The organism is Trinickia sp. HAY1-2D, assembly GCF_056754935.1.
On record NZ_JBPGWX010000001.1, the window covers coordinates 365,756 to 379,815 of the forward strand.

General features: G+C 62.3%; 15 protein-coding genes and 1 pseudogene. 4 read left to right on the plus strand and 12 right to left on the minus strand.

Annotated elements, in window-relative coordinates; translation table 11 throughout:
* Window positions 1-103: 103 nt before the first annotated feature.
* Both ACR9ZC_RS01580 and ACR9ZC_RS01585 read left to right on the plus strand, forming a co-directional pair.
* Window positions 104-337: a FitA-like ribbon-helix-helix domain-containing protein gene (locus ACR9ZC_RS01580; protein WP_481578843.1), complete on the plus strand. Its 234-nt coding sequence runs from the start codon at window positions 104-106 to the stop codon at window positions 335-337.
* Window positions 324-743, plus strand: a complete 420-nt coding sequence (locus ACR9ZC_RS01585; protein ID WP_481578844.1) for a PIN domain-containing protein — start codon at window positions 324-326, stop codon at window positions 741-743. The genes ACR9ZC_RS01580 and ACR9ZC_RS01585 overlap by 14 nt, the downstream gene beginning before the upstream one ends.
* Here the strand turns inward: ACR9ZC_RS01585 and ACR9ZC_RS01590 are convergent.
* The 10 genes and pseudogenes from ACR9ZC_RS01590 to ACR9ZC_RS01635 form a co-directional block, all read right to left on the minus strand.
* Window positions 723-1,954, minus strand: a pseudogene (locus ACR9ZC_RS01590) (ROK family transcriptional regulator). The gene ACR9ZC_RS01585 and the pseudogene ACR9ZC_RS01590 sit on opposite strands and share 21 nt — an antisense overlap.
* Window positions 1,955-1,991: 37 nt before the next feature.
* Window positions 1,992-2,786: an ATP-binding cassette domain-containing protein gene (locus tag ACR9ZC_RS01595; protein WP_481578845.1), complete on the minus strand. Its 795-nt coding sequence runs from the start codon at window positions 2,784-2,786 to the stop codon at window positions 1,992-1,994.
* A gap of 27 nt (window positions 2,787-2,813) precedes the next feature.
* Complete coding sequence (locus tag ACR9ZC_RS01600; protein ID WP_481578846.1) at window positions 2,814-3,812, minus strand: ABC transporter permease; 999 nt, start codon at window positions 3,810-3,812, stop codon at window positions 2,814-2,816.
* 82 nt (window positions 3,813-3,894) lie between these two features.
* Window positions 3,895-4,890 carry a substrate-binding domain-containing protein gene (locus ACR9ZC_RS01605; protein ID WP_481578847.1) on the minus strand — a complete coding sequence of 332 codons (996 nt, stop codon included), beginning with the start codon at window positions 4,888-4,890 and terminating at the stop codon, window positions 3,895-3,897.
* Window positions 4,891-5,215: 325 nt separating this feature from the next.
* Complete coding sequence (gene flhC, locus ACR9ZC_RS01610; protein WP_173256788.1) at window positions 5,216-5,776, minus strand: flagellar transcriptional regulator FlhC; 561 nt, start codon at window positions 5,774-5,776, stop codon at window positions 5,216-5,218.
* A gap of 10 nt (window positions 5,777-5,786) precedes the next feature.
* Window positions 5,787-6,107 carry a flagellar transcriptional regulator FlhD gene (gene flhD, locus ACR9ZC_RS01615; RefSeq protein ID WP_173256789.1) on the minus strand — a complete coding sequence of 107 codons (321 nt, stop codon included), beginning with the start codon at window positions 6,105-6,107 and terminating at the stop codon, window positions 5,787-5,789.
* 470 nt (window positions 6,108-6,577) lie between these two features.
* The gene (gene pcaD, locus ACR9ZC_RS01620; RefSeq protein ID WP_481578848.1) at window positions 6,578-7,333 is read right to left on the minus strand and encodes a 3-oxoadipate enol-lactonase; all 756 of its coding nucleotides are present in this window, start codon (window positions 7,331-7,333) and stop codon (window positions 6,578-6,580) included.
* Between the two features lie 32 nt (window positions 7,334-7,365).
* Entirely contained in the window at window positions 7,366-8,568 is a 1,203-nt protein-coding gene (gene pcaF, locus ACR9ZC_RS01625; protein ID WP_481578849.1) for a 3-oxoadipyl-CoA thiolase, read from the minus strand.
* Between the two features lie 37 nt (window positions 8,569-8,605).
* Entirely contained in the window at window positions 8,606-9,256 is a 651-nt protein-coding gene (locus tag ACR9ZC_RS01630) for a 3-oxoacid CoA-transferase subunit B (RefSeq protein ID WP_331566345.1), read from the minus strand.
* A gap of 10 nt (window positions 9,257-9,266) precedes the next feature.
* The gene (locus ACR9ZC_RS01635; protein ID WP_331566343.1) at window positions 9,267-9,950 is read right to left on the minus strand and encodes a 3-oxoacid CoA-transferase subunit A; all 684 of its coding nucleotides are present in this window, start codon (window positions 9,948-9,950) and stop codon (window positions 9,267-9,269) included.
* Window positions 9,951-10,168: 218 nt separating this feature from the next.
* Between ACR9ZC_RS01635 and ACR9ZC_RS01640 the strand changes: the two genes are divergently transcribed.
* Complete coding sequence (locus tag ACR9ZC_RS01640) at window positions 10,169-11,017, plus strand: IclR family transcriptional regulator domain-containing protein (RefSeq protein WP_481578850.1); 849 nt, start codon at window positions 10,169-10,171, stop codon at window positions 11,015-11,017.
* 42 nt (window positions 11,018-11,059) lie between these two features.
* Here the strand turns inward: ACR9ZC_RS01640 and treA are convergent, their stop codons facing one another.
* Complete coding sequence (gene treA / locus ACR9ZC_RS01645; RefSeq protein ID WP_481578851.1) at window positions 11,060-12,712, minus strand: alpha,alpha-trehalase TreA; 1,653 nt, start codon at window positions 12,710-12,712, stop codon at window positions 11,060-11,062.
* Between the two features lie 168 nt (window positions 12,713-12,880).
* Window positions 12,881-13,297, minus strand: a complete 417-nt coding sequence (locus ACR9ZC_RS01650) for a hypothetical protein (RefSeq protein WP_481578852.1) — start codon at window positions 13,295-13,297, stop codon at window positions 12,881-12,883.
* Window positions 13,298-13,496: 199 nt separating this feature from the next.
* On the opposite strand from ACR9ZC_RS01650, the gene ACR9ZC_RS01655 reads away from it, so the two are divergent.
* Window positions 13,497-13,907 (plus strand): response regulator, encoded by a 411-nt coding sequence (locus ACR9ZC_RS01655; RefSeq protein WP_331566339.1) that lies wholly within the window; start codon window positions 13,497-13,499, stop codon window positions 13,905-13,907.
* Window positions 13,908-14,060: the final 153 nt, after the last annotated feature.

Below are 14,060 nucleotides of genomic sequence, written 5' to 3' on the forward strand. Positions count from 1 at the left end.
GGCGTTCTTCATTCGGGCGTGGAGAAGTGCAAGTAGATTGACGTGATTGCACTTTTCATATTGCGTGCTATCATTGATAGCAATGCGCGTTTGGGGGTACGGTATGGCAAATCTTCTGGTGAGAAATGTGGACGAGGCAATCGTCCAGACCCTGCGCGAGCGAGCCGCCGCACACGGCCGAAGCGCGGAAGCGGAGCATCGCGACATTTTGGCAAAAGCACTGCGGACGCCGCAGCGCAAGACCTTCGCACAAGTGTTGATGAGTATCCCAAACGTCGGCACCGACGCGGATTTCGCACGTGTGGATGATGGCGAGGCTTCCAATGTATTTGGTTGATACGAACGTCATCAGCGAAATTCGGAAGCGAGATCGAGCAGACAAGGGCGTAATGGCCTTCTTCCGCAAGGCATCCCGGGACGATGCGGATCTGTACCTCTCGGTGGTGACGATTGGGGAAATCCGACGAGGCGTCGAACTCATTCGCCACCGGGGCGACAAGCCACAGGCAACGCGTCTGGAAAACTGGCTTGACGATGTGCTTCTGGAATTCGGCCCAAACGTTCTGGCAGTCGACGAAGAGATCGGGCAACTATGGGGGCGATTGCGCGTACCCCATCCGGAACACGCCCTGTACAAGTTGATTGCGGCAACTGCGTTGATCCACGACCTGACAGTGGTGACGCGAAACGTCGATGATTTCGCCGGTATAGGTAATCGCGTGCTAAACCCGTTCAACTCGTAGTGCAGGCTGACTTTCCGACTTCAAAAACAGCTCATGCATCGGTGCAAAATGCGCGTAGAGCGGCAAAATAGCGGCTCCCATCGCCCGCGCATCGGTGCCGATGGTCCCTTCCAGCAACTGCGGTCGTACCATTCCCTCCCATTCGATCCGATCGAGCTCGCGCTGTGTGCGTCGAATGATCTCGCGTACGAGTTGCCGATCGATCTCGCCATCCACCACCACAGCTTCGAGATCGATGAGTGCTGCCGAAGTCGCAATGGTCGAGGCAATGGCTGTGCAGGCTTCATCGAGCCAGCGGTCGGTGATAGGCCATACGTTGGCGTCAAAAGCCCGATGATCGTGCGCCGCCGCAGCCGGCGCTCCGCGCTCAGTCATACGCTGTTCGAGCACAAACCCCGACGCCGCATGCAGTAATTGCCGCGGCGCGTGTCCGTTGCCGGCCGATAGTGGAATCGAGCCCACCGCGCCCGCATTTCCGTGCGGCCCGCTATGCAGCCGGCCGTCGAGCACCAGTCCGCCACCGATAAACGTACCGACAAAGAGATAAAGAAACGTCCGAATTCCGCGCCCTTGGCCCATCACGAGTTCGGCCGCGCAAGCGGCAGTCGTATCCTTTGCGAACTCGACAGGAAATCCGCTCATTGCCGCTATACGCGTGCGAATGTCGATGGCATTCCAGCCATCGAGCACCCCGGGGGAGCGCCCAGAAAATCGCGCCACCCACCAAGCCAGAGCGGTGCAGCGACGCCCATGCCAACCACTTTGGCAGCCCCATCCCCAAGCGTGGTCATGACGCGTCCAAGGTTGCGCTCGAGTGTGGGAAAAAGCGTCTGCGGATCCGGATAGGCATACTCGAACACTTCGCGACTGCGAACATGCCCGACAAAATCGATGGCGAGCACATCGAGGCTGCGACGCCCGACTTTAATGCCAATGGTATAAGCCCCGTCCGGCTCCAACGCAATCGGCACCGATGGCTGCCCGATGCGTCCGCGCACACGAGCCTGCTTGACGAGCAGCCCATCCTCGATAAGCCGATCGACGATCATCGACGCTGTCTGCATCGACAGCCGCGTGAGGCGAGCGACATCGGCCTTGGCGAGCGATCCATGGAGCCGGATCGCCTGCAACACGATCCGCTCGTTGAACTGCCGCATGCCGACCTGATTCGAGCCGACGGGCCGCGTCGCCGGGGGATGCGCGCGGCTCATCGTCGCCGTGCCGCTGACGCGATCGCGCGATCGAAAATCATGCAATCGCCTTGACGTCGGCTTCTTTCGCGCCGGTCATGATGGCTACGGCTTCCGACATATGGATGTCTTCCTTATTGACGAGCGCGGCACGCCGGCCGAGACGCTGGATATGGATGCGATCGGCAATCTCGAAGACATGCGGCATATTGTGACTGATCAAGATCACCGGCAGGCCGCGGTCGCGCACGCGCCGGATGAGCTCGAGCACCATGTTGCCTTCCTTCACGCCCAGCGCGGCCGTCGGTTCGTCGAGAATGACGACGTGGCGCGCGAACGCGGCGCTGCGCGCCACGGCCACGCCCTGGCGCTGCCCGCCCGACAGTGTTTCGACGGCCTGCCGCATGGAGCGGATGCCGATTTGCAGGTCCTTCATATGCGAAGTCGCTTCCTCGAGCATGCGGCGCTTGTCGATCATCTGGAGGATCGAGCCGCGCCACCCCGGCAGGCGGCGTTCGCGGCCGAGAAAAAGGTTTTCCGCGATCGTCATCGCGGGCGCGACCGCGAGTTCCTGATAGACGGTCTCGATGCCTTTCTCGCGCGCATCGAGCGGGCTGCGGAATTGCACGCGTGCGCCATCGAGCAGGATTTCGCCTTCGTCGGGCACGAGTGCACCGGAGAGCGCCTTGATCAGCGACGATTTGCCCGCACCGTTATCGCCGATGACGGCGAGGATTTCACCGGGCAGGACCTCGAAATCGCAACCGTCGAGCGCGGTGACGTGTCCGTAGCGCTTGACGAGGCCCCGGGCCTGCAGCACCGGCGCGGCCGAATGGGAAGAGGGTGTCGACATGGCGGTTCCTTGATGAAAACAGGGGCGTCAGGCGCGGCGATGCGAGAGCTTGTCGGCCGCAACGGCCAGAATCACGAGAACGCCGGTGATCAATACCTGATACACCGACGAGACCCCGATCAGCGTCAGTCCATTGCGGAACACACCGACGATCAGCGCGCCGAGCAGCGTGCCCACGATCGAGCCGCGCCCGCCGAAGAGGCTCGTGCCGCCGAGCACGACAGCCGTGATGCTGTCGAGATTCTCGGTCTGTCCGGCTTGAGGGTCGCCGACGCCGGTTCGCGAGACGAGCAGCAGGGCGGCAATGCCATAGATGAAGCCGGCAATCGTATAGACGCAAAGGAGGATGCGCTGTGACGACAGGCCCATGAGCCGCGCCGCTTCCGGGTTGTTGCCGAGCGCATAGAGATGCCGGCCGGGCACGGTATTTCGGAGTACGAACCAGGTCGCGAGATACATGAGTAGCGCGAGCACGGTCCCATAGGTGACCTCGGCTGGGCCGATCGAGAATGTGTTGCCGAGGAACATCATCGCATCGGGCAGATTCGAGACCGTTTCGGCATTCGAGTAGATCTGCGTGAGCGCGAACGCGATATTCAGCGTGCCGAGCGTCACGATGAAAGACGGCAGCTTGATGCGCGTGACCAGTACGCCGTTCAGGAGTCCGAACAATGCACTGGCGCCCATGCCGCAGAGAATCGCCAGTACGGGCGGCACCCCGAGGCCCACGGCGAACTTCGTCATGACGATGGAGCCGAAGGCCATCACCATGCCGCACGACAGATCGATACCCGCGGTGAGCACGATCAGCGTCTGGCCGATGGCGATCACGGCGACGACCATCGTCTGCTGCAGAATCAGCGAGAAATTCTGAAACGAAAGAAAGCGATGAGTCTGCGTGAAGAAGAATGCGCAGGCGGCGATCAGTGCGATCAGCGGGCCGGCTTCGGCGATGGTCGGCATGCGGTGCTGATGCGGCCGCGAGACGGGTGCCGGTGCGACCGGCGGAGCGGATCGAGTCGTCATGGTGCGTCTTCTCGTCAGTACGGGGGATAAGACATGGCGCGGACTTCGTCAGACGGCCCGAAGGCCGCGCCGGAGGGAGGGCTTAGCTGCCCCAGCAGTTCTCGAGGCCGAACTTCGTGTCCTTGCTGTCCACGCCTTGCATCGGCTTGTCCGTGATCAGCGTCACGCCGGTGTCCTTGTAGCCGCTGACCTTCTTGCCGGTCTTGGCGTATTCGGCTCCCGCTTCCACGCCGAGCGCCGCCATCTTGAGCGGGTACTGCTGAGCGGTGGCGGCGATCTGGCCGGCCTTCACGTTGCGCACGCCTTCGCAGCCGCCGTCGATCGAGACGATCAACACGTCTTTCTCCTTACCGGCGGCCTTGAGCGCGCGATACGCGCCGGCTGCCGCGGGCTCGTTGATCGTATAGACCACGTTGATGCCGGGGGCCTTTTGCAGGCAGTTTTCCATTGCCGTTTGACCCTTCGCGCGGTCGCCGCGCGTGTCCTGGCTGCACACGATGCTCGGATCGCCTTCCTTGATGCCGAAGCCCTTCAAGAAGCCGTTATGGCGCAGAACACCGACGGAAATCCCGGGCGCGAGATCGAGCGTGGCGATCTTGGCGGGCTTGCTGCCGAGCGCGGCTTTGGCGTATTCGCCGATCAATTCGCCGGCCTTGAAGTTGTCGGTGGCGAACAGCGCATCGGTCGCCTCCTGCGGATCGGTCGGCGTATCGAGCGCAATGACCATGACACCGGCCGAGCGCGCCTTCTTGATGGCAGGAACGATGGCTTTCGTATCGCTCGGTGTGATCAGGATCGCCTTCGCACCCGCGGCCGTCATGTTCTCGATCGCATTCACCTGGCTCGCGTTGTCGCCGTCGAACTTGCCGGCGGCCGTTCGCAGCTCGACTCCGTCTTTCTTCGCGGCGTCCTCGGCACCTTGTTTCATCTTGACGAAGAACGGATTGGTATCGGTCTTGGTAATCAGACCGACGACAACCTTGTCGGCCGCGTGAGTGCCGCTCGCGCAGAGCGCTGCGGCAACGGCTGTGGACAACATGGCGGCGCGCGCGAGCGCGGCATAGGGGCGAGTCTTCATCAAGGGTTCCTCCTCCGATGGGTGCAGCGGTTCTTGTTCGTGATGGATTCGAAGACTAAATCAACTTGCGTGATTTAGTACAGCAGCGCGGGGAGAAGGAGTCAAGAAACGCGAAATGCTGCAGTGCGGTATAACCGTGGCAGGCAAGGGCGCGGAGCCGCCTTATAAAAAGGCCGCTGTGCGCTCATGTTGCTTTGCGCAAATGCGATTGCCGCCTACGGGTAAATCCTGAGGTAAAAGCAAAGAAAAAAGCCCGTTCGAAAGAGCGGGCTTTTTGAAATGAGAGCGTGAAGCGCTCGCGTGGCGGAGACTATTGGCGGCGTTTTTACGCCGCGCAGGCGGCTTGGACCGCTTCTTTACCCGCGGCGGCTTTCTTGGTCTTACCGGCCCTCGAAGGCGGTTGACACGCGCCGCATACGACGTTTTGCTGAAGGTCGTGCTTGTGCGCGATGAATTTGCCGCTGCAGCGGCAGCATGGCGTGAGCTGAAGCATGTCGGCGTCGAAAAAGCGCACGAGCGTCCACGCACGCGTGAGGTCGAGCACCGGCTCGCACTCCCCATGTCTGCAGTGCTCGAGATAAAGCCGGTAGCCCTTGGTCAACGCGTCCAGATGCGAGCAGCCCGCTTCGTTTTTCAGGAAGAGGTAGGTGTTGTAGAACAGCGACGCATGGATGTTGGCCAACCAGGTCATGTACCAGTCCGCCGAGAAAGGCAGCATGCCTTTGGGCGGCGAGGCACCCTTGATCTCGCGATAAAGGCGAATCATCCGATCGCGCGACAGCGACAACTCGCTTTCGAGCACCTGCATGCGCGCGCCGAGTTCGATCAGGGCGATGGCGCGAAAGACTTCCTGGGCGTCTTCGGTGAGGCTTTTTTTCGGACCCATGACGCGCACCTTAGGCGAATTGTTCGACTGGCTGTCCCGCGAGGAGGATCGCGGCATGCGTAGCGGCGACATCGGTATTCTTGGCCGTCTGCGTGAGGGCCGAGAGCATCGAATGGTCGTTGAAGCGGAAAAAGCACAGCAGCTGGTCCGACGAGGCCAGCTTGACGCATTGCGCGAGCGAAAGACCGGCGAGCAGATCGGCCAATTGCGACGACAGGCCAAGGCGGAACATGCCGATCGCCTTGTCCTCGCGCAGCATACGCTGCGCGAGCATGATGTATGACAGGTTAATTTCGCGGATTGAATCCAGCGTCTCGCCGTTGCGGTCCATTTGTCACGCTTCCGAAGCCCCGTTGGTTTATTCCGGTAATTTGTACCGTGTAATTCTTTCTTTTTGCGACCGACAACGTTTGCTCGACCGCTTCAGTAACTTTGATACAAGGAGTTACATTTCGTAACAACCAATGAAGCGCATTGTACGAACTGAACCTCGGTAAATCAATCCCTTCCCATAAAATGTACGAAAAATTTATCTAAGGGTTTTCGGCAATTTTTTCGCGGACGTGTAACAGGAAAAGTTGACCGATGTCGCTCAGACGTTTGATTCCGTTAGCGAAACGCGGCTCGGCCAATAGAAGAGGAAAAAAATGCGGGTGCGGCGGGGCGGCGCGCGCCGTGGGGATCAACGAGTGCGGAAGGGCAACGTATTGCTGGATCTATTTGCGGCGCCGGCGCCGATAGTCGCCGGCGAAGACGGCAGACGCGGGCGCCGAGCTCAGGGTGACGCTGACAGCGAGCGCGTCAGGCGAGGAAGTTCAGCAGCGCCTCGGTAAATGCGGGCGCAGCTTCGACGTTGGATAAATGCGCGGCATCGAGCGTGACGAGTCGCGTGCCACGAATGCGATCCACCATGAACCGGGCATCGGCCACCGTCGTAACAGGATCGTGCTCGCCTGCGATCACGAGGGTGGGGCACGCGATGCGCTCTATATCGTCGCGCAGGTCCGTGCGGGCAAGTACCTCGCAGCCGGCTATGTAGCCTTCGGGTGAAAGCGTGCGCAAGCGCCCGGTCAGCGCGTCGACGGTCGATCCGTGCGCCGCCACGAATCCCTGCGTGAACCAGCGCGCGGCGGAGCCTCCCGCCACTTCGTCGAGCCCGCGCGAACGTACCAGCTCGATGCGCTCGCGCCAGCCGTCCGGTTTGCCGATGCAGGCCGCCGTATTGCAGAGCACGAGCTTGTCGATGTGCGCCGCAGCATGAATGCCGAGCCACTGCCCGGTCAAGCCTCCCATCGAGAGCCCGACGAAGTGCACGCGTTCGATGTCGAGCAAGTCCAGCAGCGCGAGCACGTCGCGTCCGTAATCGTCGATGGCGTAAGGCGGCGGGGGCAGTGCCGAGCGGCCGTGTCCTCGCGTGTCATAGCGCAGCACGCGAAAGGTGCGCGTGAGGACTTCGACTTGCGGATCCCACATTTCAAGCGTGGTGCCGAGCGAGTTCGACAGTACGACCACCGGGGCGCCCGCCGGTCCCGCAAGCTCGTAATGAAGCGTCGTCATGGTTGGGTGTCTCCGGTCGATGGCGTCGCCGATCATACGCGCTCGATGACGAGCGCGATACCTTGGCCGACGCCGATGCACATCGCGCACAGCGCGTAGCGCCCTCCGGTGCGGGCAAGCTGATAGGTGGCCGTGGTCGCGAGGCGGGCACCCGATGCGCCGAGCGGGTGCCCAAGCGCAATCGCGCCGCCATTTGGATTGACTCGGGCATCGTCGTCCGCGAGCCCGAGGCTGCGTGTCACGGCGAGCGCCTGCGCGGCGAACGCTTCGTTCAGTTCGATGACATCGATGCGATCGAGTGCGAGCCCGGTTTTGTCCAAAACTTTGCGGACCGCCTGAGCCGGGCCGAAGCCCATGATGCGCGGCGCGAGGCCGCTCGTGGCCATCGCGATCACGCGCGCTCGCGGACGCAATCCGAAGCGCGCAGCCGTTCGTTCGTCGGCGAGCAACAGCGCGCAGGCGCCGTCGTTGACGCCCGATGCATTGCCCGCCGTCACGGTGCCGTCGGGACGCACGACGCCCTTGAGCTTGGCCAGCGCTTCGAGCGTCGTCGCGCGCGGGTGCTCGTCCTTGGTCACGACGAGCGGCTCGCCCTTTTTCTGCGCTACATGAACGGCGATCAGCTCGTCGTCGAAGCGCCCCGCTTCCTGTGCGGCCGCGGTGCGCATTTGCGAACGCAGGGCGAAGGCGTCCTGGTCTTGACGGCTCACGCCGAACTCCGTTGCGACGTTTTCCGCGGTCTCAGGCATCGAGTCGACGCCGTACATCGCTTTCATCGCCGGGTTGACGAAGCGCCATCCGATCGTTGTGTCTTCAACTTTCATCGAGCGGCTGAACGCGCTGTCGGCCTTGCCCATGACGAACGGCGCCCGGCTCATGCTTTCGACGCCGCCCGCGATCATGAGGCTCGTCTCGCCGGTCTTGATCGCGCGTGCCGCAGTGCCGAGCGCATCGAGCCCCGAGCCGCAAAGCCGGTTCACGGTGCTGCCCGGAACTTCGACCGGCAGCCCGGCGAGCAGCGCGGCCATGCGGGCGACGTTGCGGTTGTCTTCGCCGGCCTGATTCGCACAGCCGTAGATGACGTCGTCGACCGCCTGCCAGTCCACGCCGGCATTGCGTTCGACGAGTGCCTTGATCGGCAATGCGGCGAGATCGTCGGCGCGAACCGTGGCCAATGCGCCGCCGTAGCGGCCGAATGGGGTGCGCACGGCGTCGCAGATATAAGCGTCGTTCATGGGTGTCTGTCCTTTGGCGTTCGTTCGGATGCTTTCGTCAGGCAGCGCGCGGTGCGTGGATGAGCGGTACGGGCGTCACGTTCTGCAGCGCTTCGAACGAAAGGCCTTCGACGATCTCGATCACTTCGAGGCCGCGAGGCGTGATGTCGATGACGGCCAGATCGGTATAGATGCGATCGACGCAGCCGATGCCGGTCAGGGGATATGTGCAGCGCTCGACGATCTTGCACTCGCCCGTCTTCGTCAGATGATCGGTCATGACGAAGACTTGCTTGGCGCCGATCGCGAGATCCATGGCGCCGCCGACGGCTGGAATCGCGTCCGGTGCGCCGGTATGCCAGTTCGCGAGGTCGCCCGAGGCCGAGACCTGGAACGCGCCGAGCACGCAAACGTCGAGATGCCCGCCGCGCATCATCGCGAACGAGTCGCCATGATGAAAGAACGCGCCGCCTTCGAGCAACGTGACGGGCTCCTTGCCCGCGTTGATCAGTTCGGGGTCCTCATGACCGGGAGCCGGAGCCGGCCCCATGCCGAGCAGGCCGTTCTCGCTATGAAGAAAGATCTCGCGGTCTTTCGGCAGATAGTTCGCGACCTTCGTCGGCAGGCCGATGCCGAGATTGACGTAAGCGCCTTCGGGGATGTCTTGCGCAACGCGCCGGGCGATGTCGTCGCGGGTCCATTTGTTCATGCTGAGCTCCTTACGCGGCGAGCGCCGCGCTGCCGGCCACGGCAACCACGCGCTTGACGAAAATACCCGGGGTGACGATAGCTTCGGGGTCCAGTGCGCCGAGCGGCACGATCTCGCTGACTTGCGCGATCGTCGTCGTCGCGGCCATCGCCATGATCGGGCCGAAATTGCGAGCGCTTTTTCGATAGACGAGGTTGCCCCAGCGATCGCCGCGGTGAGCCTTGATGAGCGCGAAGTCTGCCTTGATCGGATATTCGAGCACGTAGTGGCGGCCGTCGATTTCGCGCGTTTCCTTGCCTTCGGCCAAGAGGGTGCCGTAGCCGGTCGGCGTGAACACGGCGCCAAGACCGGCACCGGCTGCCTGGATGCGGACGGCGAGGTTGCCTTGTGGGACCAGCTCGAGCTCGATCTCGCCGGCGCGGTAGAGCGCATCGAACACTTGCGAATCCGCCTGACGCGGGAACGAGCAGACGATCTTGCGCACGCGCCGCGCTTTGAGCAGCGCGGCCAAGCCCAGTTCTCCGTTGCCGGCGTTGTTGTTGACGATGGTGAGGTCTTTCGCGCCCTGCGCGATGAGCGCGTCGATCAGCTCGGCCGGCTGTCCGGCCGTGCCGAAGCCGCCGATCATCACGGTCGCGCCGTCGAAGATGCCGGCTACGGCCGCTTCGAGCGAAGTAACGGTTTTGTCGATCATGGTTGCCTGCCCGGTGAGTCAGAGCATGTGCTCTGGCGGAGTTGACGAGTGTCAATGTAGGGCGGCACGTCACCCGGCGTCAATGGCGATTATCGAAAAGTTGTTCGGTGATCGAACAAATCATGGCTCGGCACGCGGAAAAACCATATCTACGGTGCGCCGATGTTCGATTGCCGCACATATGGGCTAGAATTCGGCCATTGAAACAGGGGGTAGCGATGTCTGCGCATTCAGAAACCGGCTCGCGGCCGGCCGATCCGGAAACCGAGGCGAGCGCCGAGCCCGAAGCGGGCGCTGCAGCGGTAGTCGAGTCCGACCCTGATTTCATGACATCGCTGGCACGGGGGCTCTCGGTCATCCAGGCCTTCTCGGCTCAGCGCCGCGTGTTGACGACTTCGCAGATCAGTCAGCGCACGGGCATTCCGCGCGCGGCCGTCAGGCGGTGTCTGCATACGCTCGGTAAGCTGGGCTTCGTCAGTGCCGAAGACGGCCGCAACTTTTCCTTGCGGCCGCGCATCCTCGCGCTCGGTCATGCGTATCTGGCGTCGACGCCGCTCGCCAACGCGGCGCAGCCCGTGTTGCGGCACATGAGCAATACGCTCAACGAATCGAGTTCGGTCGCCATTCTCGATGGCGATGAAATTCTTTATATCGCGCGAGCTTTTACTTCGCGGATCATGACGATCGACTTGCACGTGGGCAGCCGGTTACCGGCGTACTGCACGTCGATGGGCCGGGTACTGCTTTCGCATCTGGGTGTCGACGCGCTCGATGCGTATTTCGAGCGCGTCAAGCTGATTCAATACACACCGCGCACGATCGTGACGCGCGAGGGCTTGCGCGAGGCGCTCGATTCGGTCCGGCGCAACGGTTATGCGATCAACGATCAGGAGCTCGAAATCGGACTGCGCTCGATCGCCGTGCCGATCCAGGCGCCCGACGGTCGCGTGGTCGCGGCGCTCAATGTCGGCGTTCAGGCCGCGCGCATCTCCGTGGCCGAAATGGAGAGTCGTTTCCTGCCGGTGTTGAGGGAAGGCGCGCGCGAGCTGGGGCTGTTGCTCGTTTGAGGTAGCTGCCGGAGCGGCCCGTCAGCTCCGCGCGCCCACGTTTCACTGTCCTGGCGCGTACAGATCGAGCAGCTTGAGCGTCACGCCATTGGTCCAACCGAAGCCGTCCTGCAGCGGATACTCACCGCCACCTCCGCCCCCTGCGTTCGGACCCTCCACGACGTATTTCTCGACCAGTTTTTGCTGCGCCGCATAGACCTGTTTGACGTCTGCCAAAAAGCGCGTGCCGACGTCTTTGGCGAGGTCGTCACGCCCGTAGCGGCGAGCGCCTTCGATCGTCAGCCAATGCAAGGGCGCCCAACCGTTCGGCGCATCCCATTGCTGGCCGGTTTCGAATGTCGTCGTCGCGAGACCGCGCTCTTTCAGCAGGTTCTGGTTGACGGCCGACAGCGTGCGCTGCGCACGCTCGGGCCATGCGACACCGGCAAACAGCGGATAAAGCGCGGCGGCGGAAAGGTTGTCGCGCGGCTTGCCGAGCTGCCAATCGTAGTCGCCGTAGTAGCCGTTGCGATTCCACAGATAGTGATTGATGCCTTCGGCCCTCCGCTTGGCCCGGCCGATGAACTCGGCGACACAGCGAAAATCGCGCGCCACGCCGCACCCCTTGACGATGGTGATCTCGAGCCCGAACATCAGGCTGTTCAAGTCGACCGGAACGATCGACGTCGTGCGAATCGTCGTGAGGTTGCGGTTATCGCCGAACCAGCGAGAGCTGAAATCCCAACCCGACTCGGCGGCGGCACGCAGATCGCGATAGACCTCGCTGGCGGGACGCGACGTGACCTGCTGCGCGGTCTTCACGTCTTCCAGATACGATTCGTCACGCGGCGTATCGCGTTCGTCCCAATAGCGATTGAGCACCGTCCCGTCTTGCATCACCACGACGTTGCGCGTCGCCTGCCCACGCTGCGTCGCGTTTTCGCCGGTCATCCAGTAGGCGTACTCCTTGCGCAACTGCGGCAGATATTTCTGATAGACGCGTGGGCCCTCGTTGTTGGCGGCGAGCGTGACCATCTGCGCGAAGAACGGCGGCTGCGAGCGGCTCAGGTAGTAAGTGCGATTGCCGTTGGGAATATGGCCGAAGCGGTCGATCTCGTAGGCGAAATCGTCGAGCATGTCGTCGACGAGCTCTTCGTGCCCCGACTCCTGCAGGCCGAGCATCGTGAAGTAGGTGTCCCAGTAGTACCCCTCGCGAAACCGGCCGCCCGGCACCACATACGGCTTGGGCAGCGCAATCAGCGAGCTGAAGGGCGGGGCGCTCGTCGTCGTGCGCGTCAGTTTCGGCCACAGCCAGTTGATATGCTCGCGCAATGACTGTCCGCTTGGCGGTGTGATGGGCGGCTCGGTTGGCAGTGTGAAATTGGCGAGGACAAAATTTTTTAAATCGAAATTCGGTTGATTCTTTTGCTGCGCGTAAAGCTGCAGGATAGTGGCGGGATCGCTGTTGGGCGTGGCATCGACGAATGTTTTCTGGTCGTCGAAGATTTGCTGCGTCTGCACGGCGACGAATAAATCGCCATAGAGTTCGGACGGGGGCGGCGGCAGCGTAGCCAGCGCATCGGCGCGGGCCAGGCCGGCGCCGGCGAGCCCGACCAGCAACAGCAGGGCGGCGAGCTTCGAAACGGTATGCTGCGGGAATGGTTTGGCTTGGGAAAAACGCGGACGAGAACAACGGAATTCGGACGATGCGAACATTGCTCCTCCTGATCGATGACGATTGGTCGCGTCTGGTCTCCTCTTTTTCGTAGTCGTGCCCGGAATCGGGGCAACGCGATTTTGCCAGATCGCGCATAAAAGAAAATCGCCGCCTGACTTTTAAAAAACAGGCGGCGATTTCGAATGCGGGAAAACTGCCGGATCGAATCAGGTGGTCTCGATGCCGGTTTCGTCGGAGGAGGCGGATGGGCTGTCGGGTTCCAGGCCCTCGCCGAACCACGGGACGTCTTCGCGCAGCGCGCGCAAATAGGCTTCCCAACCGCGGGGATTGCCGTCGAAGAGATGGTGTCGCACGGATAGCGCGAGCGCGTCGCGATCGAGCGGATCGTCGAGCAGCAGTTGGGGCCACAGACAGAAGGCATGCAGCACGTTGGCACCGAATTCACGCACCGTCATGCGTTCGAAGACGTATTCGACGAACGGAACGTCGGCGAGCAGTTGTTGCGTTGCGATCAACTCGCCGATCGTTTCGTCGCCGCGCTCGTACTCGAGAATGTGGCTCAACGTCTGCAAAGCCGCGCCGAGATGCAGCAGCAGGGCCCGGCGTTCGAACGCGTCGTTCATTCCAGTTTCCTCCCGCGGTAGTGACTCGCCGTGAGCGCACAGGCGAGGCACGGACAGTTCCGTCATTGTAGGCGTATCGGCCATCGACCTGGATCGAATCTTGAATGTCGAAAGCGGGTTCGCCGCGCTCGATGCAACTTGCCTCCCGCCAGCGAGTCCCAAGCAGGGTTTCGGATATGGGCGGGCGGACACAAGTCATATGAATGGAGCTTTGAGACTGGAGCAGGTCAGCATCGTCGTCGTGGACGATGATCTCGCCAGCAGGGAATCGCTGGCACTCCTGCTCGAATCGGAGGGCGCGCGCGTAGTGACCGCCCACGATGCGGAGGAAGGTGTCGATGCCATCTTGCGCACGCGGCCTGATGCGGTGGTGTGCGACATCGATTTGCCCGGTATGGACGGGTTTTATCTGATCCAGCGCATGCGCGACGACGAAATCCGCAGCGACCGGGCACCCGCCGTCGCGGTGGCCGTCACCGGCCATTCCGGCGACGCCTATCGCTTGCGCAGTATCGGCGAGGGATTTCAATATTTCATGACGAAGCCGATACAGCCCGCGCAATTCGTCGCATGGTTGGCCGACGCGATAGGCGAGCGCACCACGGACTAGCGCCAACCGCCAGACGGGCGCCGCGCAGACCTTTATGCGTCCGAGGTAGTTTTTGCAAATTTTCCTGTCAAAGTTGCGTTTCGATTGGACGCCGCGCACTGGGCGAGTGCGAACGGCGCAAGGCGAGCGCGCCGCGGCCGTATTTTTTCGAGC